Source organism: Nitrospinota bacterium (genome assembly GCA_016235255.1).
Lineage (GTDB): Bacteria > Nitrospinota_A > UBA7883 > UBA7883 > JACRLM01 > JACRLM01.
Genome location: JACRLM010000066.1, coordinates 22209 through 30762 on the forward strand (window position 1 = coordinate 22209; position 8554 = coordinate 30762).

The 8554-nt window shown below is 56.9% G+C and carries 8 protein-coding genes and 1 tRNA gene; 7 read left to right on the top strand and 2 right to left on the bottom strand.

From position 1 onward, the window contains the following. Together HZB29_08515 and HZB29_08520 are read left to right on the top strand one after the other, a co-directional pair. Complete coding sequence (locus HZB29_08515; protein MBI5815636.1) at positions 1-807, top strand: PIG-L family deacetylase; 807 nt, start codon at positions 1-3, stop codon at positions 805-807. Continuing rightward, a complete protein-coding gene (locus HZB29_08520; GenBank protein ID MBI5815637.1) occupies positions 804-2720 on the top strand; it encodes a hypothetical protein in 1917 nt (638 codons plus the stop codon). Before HZB29_08515 ends, HZB29_08520 begins: the two co-directional genes overlap by 4 nt. Before the next feature lie 90 nt (positions 2721-2810). On the opposite strand, the gene HZB29_08525 is transcribed toward HZB29_08520, so the two are convergent. Continuing rightward, a tRNA-Arg gene (locus tag HZB29_08525) sits at positions 2811-2887 on the bottom strand. A gap of 282 nt (positions 2888-3169) precedes the next feature. On the opposite strand from HZB29_08525, the gene HZB29_08530 reads away from it, so the two are divergent. The 5 genes from HZB29_08530 to HZB29_08550 all read left to right on the top strand — a co-directional run bounded on the left by HZB29_08530 (position 3170) and on the right by HZB29_08550 (position 7826). Beyond that, positions 3170-3679: a DUF697 domain-containing protein gene (locus HZB29_08530; GenBank protein MBI5815638.1), complete on the top strand. Its 510-nt coding sequence runs from the start codon at positions 3170-3172 to the stop codon at positions 3677-3679. Positions 3680-3876: 197 nt separating this feature from the next. Next, on the top strand, positions 3877-5535 hold the full coding sequence (locus HZB29_08535) for a cyclic peptide export ABC transporter (protein MBI5815639.1): 1659 nt from the start codon (positions 3877-3879) through the stop codon (positions 5533-5535). Between the two features lie 27 nt (positions 5536-5562). Then, positions 5563-6420: a prohibitin family protein gene (locus HZB29_08540; GenBank protein MBI5815640.1), complete on the top strand. Its 858-nt coding sequence runs from the start codon at positions 5563-5565 to the stop codon at positions 6418-6420. 104 nt (positions 6421-6524) lie between these two features. Continuing rightward, entirely contained in the window at positions 6525-7619 is a 1095-nt protein-coding gene (locus tag HZB29_08545) for an ABC transporter substrate-binding protein (protein MBI5815641.1), read from the top strand. A gap of 48 nt (positions 7620-7667) precedes the next feature. Beyond that, positions 7668-7826: a hypothetical protein gene (locus HZB29_08550; GenBank protein ID MBI5815642.1), complete on the top strand. Its 159-nt coding sequence runs from the start codon at positions 7668-7670 to the stop codon at positions 7824-7826. Positions 7827-7836: 10 nt separating this feature from the next. Here HZB29_08550 and HZB29_08555 read toward each other — a convergent pair whose 3' ends face one another. Continuing rightward, a complete protein-coding gene (locus HZB29_08555; GenBank protein MBI5815643.1) occupies positions 7837-8472 on the bottom strand; it encodes a 4'-phosphopantetheinyl transferase superfamily protein in 636 nt (211 codons plus the stop codon). Positions 8473-8554: the final 82 nt, after the last annotated feature.

The window sequence follows — 8554 nt, forward strand, 5'->3', positions numbered from 1 at the left end:
ATGAGCGCCGGCAAGTCCGCGGCCCTGTTCTTCTTCCCCCATCAGGACGACGAGTACGGAGTCTTTCAGCAGATCGCCGATGATCTGCAATCAGGCCATCGTGTTTGTTGCGTCTATATTACCGATGGCGGCATGGTTATAAGTGAACGCCGCAACGCGGAGTCTCTGGCCGTGCTCAAGCGGTTGGGAGCGCAGCGGCAGGATGTCTTCTTCGCTGGCACGGAACTGGGTATCCCCGACGGCGGACTGCCGGAGCATCTGGAGACCGCCGCCGGATGGATACGCGGCTGGCTGACAGGCTTTGAGCGCGTGGCGGCGATATATGCGCCGGCATGGGAGGGGGGGCATCCCGATCACGACGCGCTTCATGCGTTAGTGGCTCATATCGCGCGGGAGCGGGGAATGCTGGAAATCGTCCGGCAGTATTCGCTATATAACAGCTATCAGCTCCCCGGCCCTCTGTTCAGGGTGTTTCTCCCGCTGCCGGAAAACGGCCAGGCCACAAGAACAAGGATTCCATGGAAAAACCGTTTCCGGTTCCTGCGCCTTTGCCTGTGCTATCCATCCCAGGCTAAAACATGGCTTGGGCTTTTCCCATGCGTCATGTTCCATTATCTGACCAAGGGCTCCCAACTGCTTCAGCCGGTCTCGGCCGGGCGGATCGGCCAGCGCCCCCACGAAGGGAGGCTGTACTACGAAAAGCGGAGTTTTTTCACATGGGAGAAAATGAGCGCATGCCTTGCCAACTGGCAGTCCGCCCAAGGAATTGGCGTGGACGCGCCCGGCGGTGGTAAAATCGGCAAATGAATATGCGCGCAAGGGCCGTCATGCTGGCCGTTTCAGGGGCATTATGCCTGGCCCTTTTCACCGCGGTTTTCCAGATGTATAACCATTCCATTTACTACCCAGACCAGAATGCGCGCGGTGATTTCTGGCGGGGGATATCGGAGTATGCGGCCGATCCTTCGACCGGGAAAATACCGTTTCAAATTCCCGGCCCGCAGGACCAATGGGCCGGCCCAGGGGCCAAAAAGATTGCGCTTCCAGTCCATTCCTTGGCCGGCGCGGAGCTTGTCATTAAACTTGCCGACACCCACCCCTCCCAACCTCCGGAGCTAATGGTGGAAGCCGATGGCCGCGTTTTGAGAATGTTTCAAACACCCGCCGGAAGCGGCCAGTCCGAAGGCAAGTGGCTTGAGGCCGGCGGAAAGTCCGCGTTCACGGTGCATGTCCCCGCCAACTTGCTCCGGCCCAACACCATAGTCCACTTAAGCTCGGCGAAAGGTTCATGGGCGGCCATCGAGTCCATCGAAATAAGCCCGGACGTCCCTTTGTGGAGCGTTATCGGCTCCTTGACGCTGCTGCTTGCGCTGCTTTACTCGCTCAGGTCATACCCGCCACGGATCCGCGGCTTTATCGTGTCCGTGGACTGGGCCATCCCGGGGCGGATATTTTTCGCGGGGGTCATCGCCCTTACCGTGCTCAGCTTCGAGGCTCCCGATTGGGACAAAGTCTCCTTGCAGCCCGATTCGTCCGGGTATATGCCTCCGGCCGACAGTTACCGCACATACGGCTATCCGCTGTTCATAAAGCTTGTGGCCGGGGACAACCTCAGGGAGGACCTGCATGATTTCAACGCGAAACGCGGCCGCTTCGTGGCCGTGGCAAGGGCGCAGAAGATTGTTCTGTTCTTTTCGTTGCTGGCCCTGTTTTTCAGCCTTTCCGCCGTTGTGACCACATTCCCGGCGTTCGTGTTCTGCTATTGGTTCTACCTGTCCGGATTTCTTGTCAATCCTTACTCCGGCGGGAGCGCGCTGCTGGCCGAGACGCTCACGCAGTCATTTGTTCTGCTGGCCGTCTCGTCCCTTTTACTATCGTTGCGCTGGCCCGGCCTGATTTTGTCCACTTCCTGCGCCCTTTTCTCCGGGCTTGCCATGACCGCAAGGCCGGACAGCGCATATACCGTCCTTTTCCTGGGGGCGGTGGCTGTCATCCTTTACTCAAGAAAGCGCGGACGCTGGCTTGCATACAGCCTGATCCCGGCGCTGCTCTTCGGGGGCATTTATGTTTCCATGTCTGGTTCCGTGTCCTCGATGCAAAGCCAGACACAGATGCGCGTGGCCCTTCAATTTGTCACCGAGGAGGACATCGCCAATCTGCCGGACGAGGAAGCGAAGGCTTTTATCAGGAAATGCCTGGAGTTTAAAAAAGAAAGCGATTTGAAAATATTGCGCGGCCGCGACCGCCGCGAGGTTCCCGATTTCGAGTTTTATGACCCGAATTTTTTTGACGTGGCGGGCAAGGCCTTTGCGCAGACGCCGGGAAAAGACCCGGAGGCGCTGATGAAAAAGACCGCGCCGCTGATATTGGCCGCCCACCGCATGGAATGGCTGCGTGTCACATATGAGGGATTCTATTACGGCGCCAGACTGATGACCCGTTTTGGAAGCGAAGCGCTGGGGCTGTCGCTGGTCAATTACATCCCGTATATTCTGCTGACGCTGGCGGCCCTGGCCCTCCTTGAAGCGGAAATCGGAGCCGTCTGCCTGGCCCTTTTTCTTGGGCACCTTTTGCATTCGTTCATATGCTCGGTGTATCTGCATCCGCAGGAAAGGTACATCTTCGCTTCCGAATGGCTTGTGGTTCTGGCGGCGTACCTGGCGGTGTTCGCGTTTTACGATATCGGAATAAGGCGGGCCCGTTCCGGGGCCGCCCGTTAGACAGCCAGACCCTGGCGGGCTAAAAGCGCGGGAAAATCACTGCGACAGCGCCTTCCAATACCGCGGGCGCGGACCCGGCGCATTGAAAAATGGTGCGCCCGGCAGGATTCGAACCTGCGGCCTACGGATTAGAAGTCCGTTGCTCTATCCTGCTGAGCTACGGGCGCCACGTTTGTTTATTTCAAACCATCGCGGCGTTTAATTCAAGCCGATATTCGCTCAGACCCGTTTTTTGCCGCCGTTTTCAGCCCTGTTTCGCGTTTCACGCGCCGCGCTGTGGATATTATCCCTAACATCGGGATGTCCGCAACGTTTATCGGGGACGGGAAAGGAGGCATAAAACGACTATCATGAAAATATAGTTGAATTTCATGGCGCACTCTTATATATATAGCGGGGTAGAGCGCGAGGGGGGAGCAAAAACGCTTGTCAAACATTGGAGACGGAACATGAACGAGACTCTGGAAAACAAACCTTCGGCGGTGAGTGGTAATTTGGAAGATGATGCCATGGGAATAGTCCGAAAGCACGTTTACGCGGCCATGGGTTTCGGGCTTCTGCCAATCCCCGGTTTTGACATTGTGGCCATGACCGGCACACAGCTGAACCTCGTGAGGATGCTGTCGAACCTTTACGGCGTCGGCTTTAAGAAAGAGGCGGTCAAGGGGATCATCGGTTCGCTTGTGGGCGGGTTCACTCCGGTCGCTTTCGCGGCTCCGGTGGCATCGCTGCTCAAGCTGATACCCGTGGTCGGCCAGACGGCCGGCGGGCTTTCCCTTTCACTCACCGGCGGCGCATCTACGTACGCCCTGGGCAAGGTGTTCATCCAGCACTTTGCGTCCGGCGGAACGATGCTCACCTTCGATCCGGCCGCGATGAAGAACTATTACACCGAGAAGTACTGCGAGGGGATCAAGGTCGCCTCCGAAATGAAGGAAGCGAAGGCCAAAGGCGCCTGAGCGAACACTGTTGAACGTTCCCGCCGGTGTTTTTGCGCCGGCGGGTTTTTATTTTTGCGCGCCCGGCGGCCAGCCTTGAGCGCGGCTTTTTGTCTGGCCTGTTTTTCTCTTCCGGCGTTGACCAGCCAATCCGCGCGTAATATCATTAGGAGCCCTTGGGGGCTTCATTGGTGGCGTGGCAATCAGCATAATTAAAGATGACGAACATAAACCGCGGTTACGGATTCTCCACGATCGTTAATTTCTACAGGAGGGAGGTGGAGTCCCCCGGAACCAGGATACTGATAATGGCCACGGTGTCCGGCATTTCCGGAGCCGTGCTGCTGGGCCTTATCAACATGGCGGCGCAGATGGCCTCTGAGCGGGAGATACACGCCCGGCTGTTCTCGTTGTTCATCGCCGCGCTCCTTCTTTACATATACACCAGAAGATTCGCCCTCGAAGAGGCCACCAGCGGGGCCGAAGTGGCGGTGAACAAGGTTCGGGTGCGGATCACGGACAAACTGCGCCGGGCGGACCTGCAATTCATCGAGGGAGTCGGGGACACCAAGATATACACCCGGATAAGCCAGGAGACCGCGCTGTTGTCCCAGGCCGCGTTCATCATCGTGGACGCGCTGCAGTCGGTGATACTGCTTGTGGCGTGCTTTGCCTACATATTCATTATATCCGGCCTTGCGTTCATGATGACAGTCGCGGCGATCGCCGTGGGCATTTCCCTCTATTTCGTGAACACCAAGGAAATAAACAGGGAGATGCGGCAGGCCGCCGCCAAGGAAGAGGAGTTTTTCGAGCTGCTCAGCCACGTGCTGGCGGGATTTAAGGAGATAAAGCTAAACCACAGGCGCAACGAGGAGATTTACCGGGTCATAAAGGGAGTGGCGGACGAGACCCAGCGGCTCAAGCTGAACACCAACAGCAAGTTTCTTGTGGACTACATGTTCGGCCAGGTGTTCTTTTACGCATTGCTGGGCGTAATGGTCTTCGTGCTGCCGGCGATGGTGGAGATAGACGCAAAGGACGTGGCCAAGCTTGCCTCCACGCTTCTTTTCATCATCGGGCCGCTGACGGCGGCGGTGTCGTCCGTGCAGATATTCTCCAAGACCTCCATTTCCATAGAAAACCTGTACTCGCTGGAGGAAATGATAGACAACTCCACGAAGCTCGCCGCTTCCGCCCCCCCGCCCCCCGTCACCCCGGCCTTTGAGCTGATAACCCTGGAGAACCTGGTGTTCAATTATATGGACCAGACCGGCGCGAGCGCGTTCCAGGTGGGGCCTGTGGACATGGAGATAAAGCGGGGAGAGACCATATTTCTGGTGGGCGGCAACGGATCGGGCAAGTCCACGCTGTTAAAGCTTATGACGGGGCTTTACAATCCGCGGTCGGGCAAAATAAAGATAGACGGGAAATTTGTGGAGGCCTCCGGAATGCAGGGATACCGGGAGTATTTCACCGCGATCTTCGGCGATTTCCACCTTTTCGACAGGCTTTACGGGCTTGAGGGGGTGGCCGACGGGAGGGTGGACGAGCTTTTGCGCCTGGTGATGCTGGAAAAGAAGACCGAATTCAGGGACGGCAAGTTTTCCAACCTGGAGCTTTCCACCGGGCAGCGCAAAAGGCTGGCCCTGGTGGTGTCGTTCCTGGAGGACAAACCCATATATGTGTTTGACGAGTGGGCGGCCGACCAGGATCCGGAGTTCCGCCGGTTTTTCTACGACACCATCCTGTCCGGGCTCAAGGAGCGGGGGAAGACCGTGATAGCCGTCTCGCACGACGACCGTTATTTCAAGCACGCCGACAGGACGTTGCGCATGGACTACGGCCGGGTTGTGGAAGCCACCGATAACAGATAACATACTTTGACCAAAGCGGACGGAAAAATGGAAGAAAAGAAAACGCTAAGACAAAGGATCAGGGAACGGCTGTACCGGAACCTGCCTTACCTGATAATACTTTCCATAACCCTGATATTCCTGTTCATATTATTCTTCCCCAGGATTGTGATAACCATCCACGCCGGCCGGGCCGGGGTGCTGTACAAAAGGCTGACGGTGGGAACCGTGACCGACTATGTGTACCCTGAAGGGCTGTACCTTATCGCCCCATGGAACAGGATGTACATCTACAACGTGCGCAAGCAGGTGGTGACGAAGGACTACAGTTTCATGACGGCCAAGGGGCTGCCGGTGACGCTCACCATATCCATACGCTATCAGCCGGACTACGATTTCCTCGGGTACCTGCACAAATCGCTGGGTCCGGACTATCTGGACGTGGTGGTGTGGCCCAGCGTGGAGGCGACGATAAGGCAGGTCATCAGCAAGTTGAACGTGGAGGAGGTCTATTCCACGCAGGAATCGGTGCTAAGCAAGCTTGTCAACGAGGCGCTGGACGACGCCGCCAGCGGATTTGTGATGATCGACGATGTTCTTATAAGGAAGGTGAGCCTTCCCGCCAACATCCAGACGGCGGTGGAAAAGAAGCTCACCAACGAACAGGAGTTCCAGGCGTATGAGTTCATCCTGAAGAAAGAGGCGCAGGAGGCGGAGCGCAAGCGCATAGAGGCGCGAGGCATAAGAGACTTCCAGGCGACCGTGAAGGAGACGCTGAACGCCGACGTGCTCAAGCTTCGCGGAGTGATGGCCACCGAGCAGCTGGCGACATCCCAGAACGCCAAGACGATAGTGATCGGCGGAGGCAAGGACGGGCTGCCTGTGATATTGAATGGCAAAGAATGACATTTCCACCTGAAGGCCGTTTGCGGCCCTGGCCCCTTTTGGCCGCCGGATATACGGGAAGAACGGTTTACGCATGCCTGGTTTTGGCGGCATGTTTTTTCATTATGTCGTGCCAGGACGGGCAGTCAACCGGGGCTGTCCGCAACGCCCGCGTGATGGACAGCGGGGAGGCGGTGATCGGCATTGTCTATCCCCGGGAGAAGACCGGCGAATCCTTCGCCAACGGCGCGCTTCTGGCGGTGGATGAGATTAACGCACGCGGCGGGATAATGGGAAAGAAGCTGGCGCTGGAGATAATGGACGACCGGGGGGACCCCAGGGTCAGCGTGGAGATGGCGAAAAAAATAGCGAAAGACATGGACATCATCGCCGTCATCGGCCATCTTTCATCCGACGCGGCCATAGCCTCATCGCTGGCATATCATATCAATGACATGCTGTTCATGGCGCCCCAGGCCGCATCGCCATACCTTACGATGCACAAGTTCGAGACCGTTTTCCGCACCATTTCCAGCGACAGGCTGGTGGCGGCTAAGGCCCTTGAGTACATGAAGAATAAAGGACTGACCAAGTTGATCATCGCCAACGAACAGTCCAGGTACGGAGTTGACCTTTCGCACTTGATGATCGCGCATTCAAAGGAGTTCGGGATTACCGTGGTATCGCAGAAAAATTACTTTAACGCCGACACGGATTTCCGGCGCGGGCTGATCGGGATGCAGGACATGGACTTTGACGCGGTTTTCATAGCCGGCGGCTTTCCGGCGGGGGCGATCCTGATCCGGCAGATAAGGGAGATGGGCTTTAATCAGCCGATTTTCACCGGCGGCGCCCTGAACTCCCCGAAACTTATGGAGATCGCCGGAAAAGCCGCCGAAGGGGTGGTGTCCGCCAGCCATTTTTCCATGAGCGACCCCATTCCGGAGATGGCGGCCTTCGTCGCCAAATACAGGGCGCGCTTTAAGGAGGAGCCGGAGCAGAATTCCGCGCGCAGTTACGAGGCGGTGTCGTTGCTGGCGCAGTCGCTTGAAAAATCGAAAAGTTTCAATCCCGTGGTAGTGGCCTCCACCTTCAAGGTGTACAAGCAGTGGCGCGGGCTCACGGGGCTGTATGATTTCACCCGTTACGGAGACGTAACAGGGCACAAGCTGTATCTGGAAACGGTGAAGAACGGCAAGTTTGAGCTTTTGATCGACTGATTATACGGCGGGGAGATGGCGCCCCGCAAAGGCGCAGGGAGGAAAGACATGGAAATAGTTGCTTTGATGGTCGCGTTGAGCGGGATTGTGGGCCTTTTGGGCATCAACAGGAAGTTCGGCTTCTGGGGTTATTTTTTCGCCTCCCTGTTGCTGACCCCGGCTATCGGGCTTTTGCTGGTGCTCGCGTCGTCGCCGCCGCGCAAGTGAAAGCCGGGGCTTAAAAGATTTGGGCCTGTTTGACGATGACAGGCTCGCCATGCCTGTCAAAAGCGGCGTGGCATATGTGACCTTCCCCCACGCTGACGGGGGTGATATACCATAGTTTGCCGTGGATCCGCGCCGCGCCGTCCATAAGCCGCACTTCCTCCAAAGGTATCGAAAGCCCTCTGCCGTCGGCCTTGATGGCGCTCTCTTTCATCGTCCATATCCGGAAAAACCGGGCCAGGGGGTCTTGCGCCTTTTTGACTGATTCCATTTCATCGGCGGAGAAGTATCTTTCAAAACCGGAAATGTCCACATCCCGGACAATTTCCACGTCCACTCCCAGCCGGCAAGTTGAACTTATCGCGCACACGGCGATCTGGCCGGAATGTGAAAGGTTGAAATCAAAGTTCCCGCTGATAAACGGCCGGCCGAACTCGTTTGTTTTTACCAGCCGTATCTCTTCCGGATCGCGGCCAACAAGTTCAAGGGCCTTGGCGATCAGAAGTTTTCCCGCCAGCGCAAGATGCCGGTCCTGCCATTTTCTGAAACGTTCCACATCCGCTCTCATTTCAGCCGAGAGTTTGTTGACAAGCCGCTCCCATTCCCCCCCTTCAATCCGCCGCTGGACACGGCTGACCAGAATCTCCATCCGTTGTTTCCCTGATGATACACAGCTTACCGGGCCCGAAATCCCAGTTTATACGATATGGATGCTGACAGGAGCATAAATT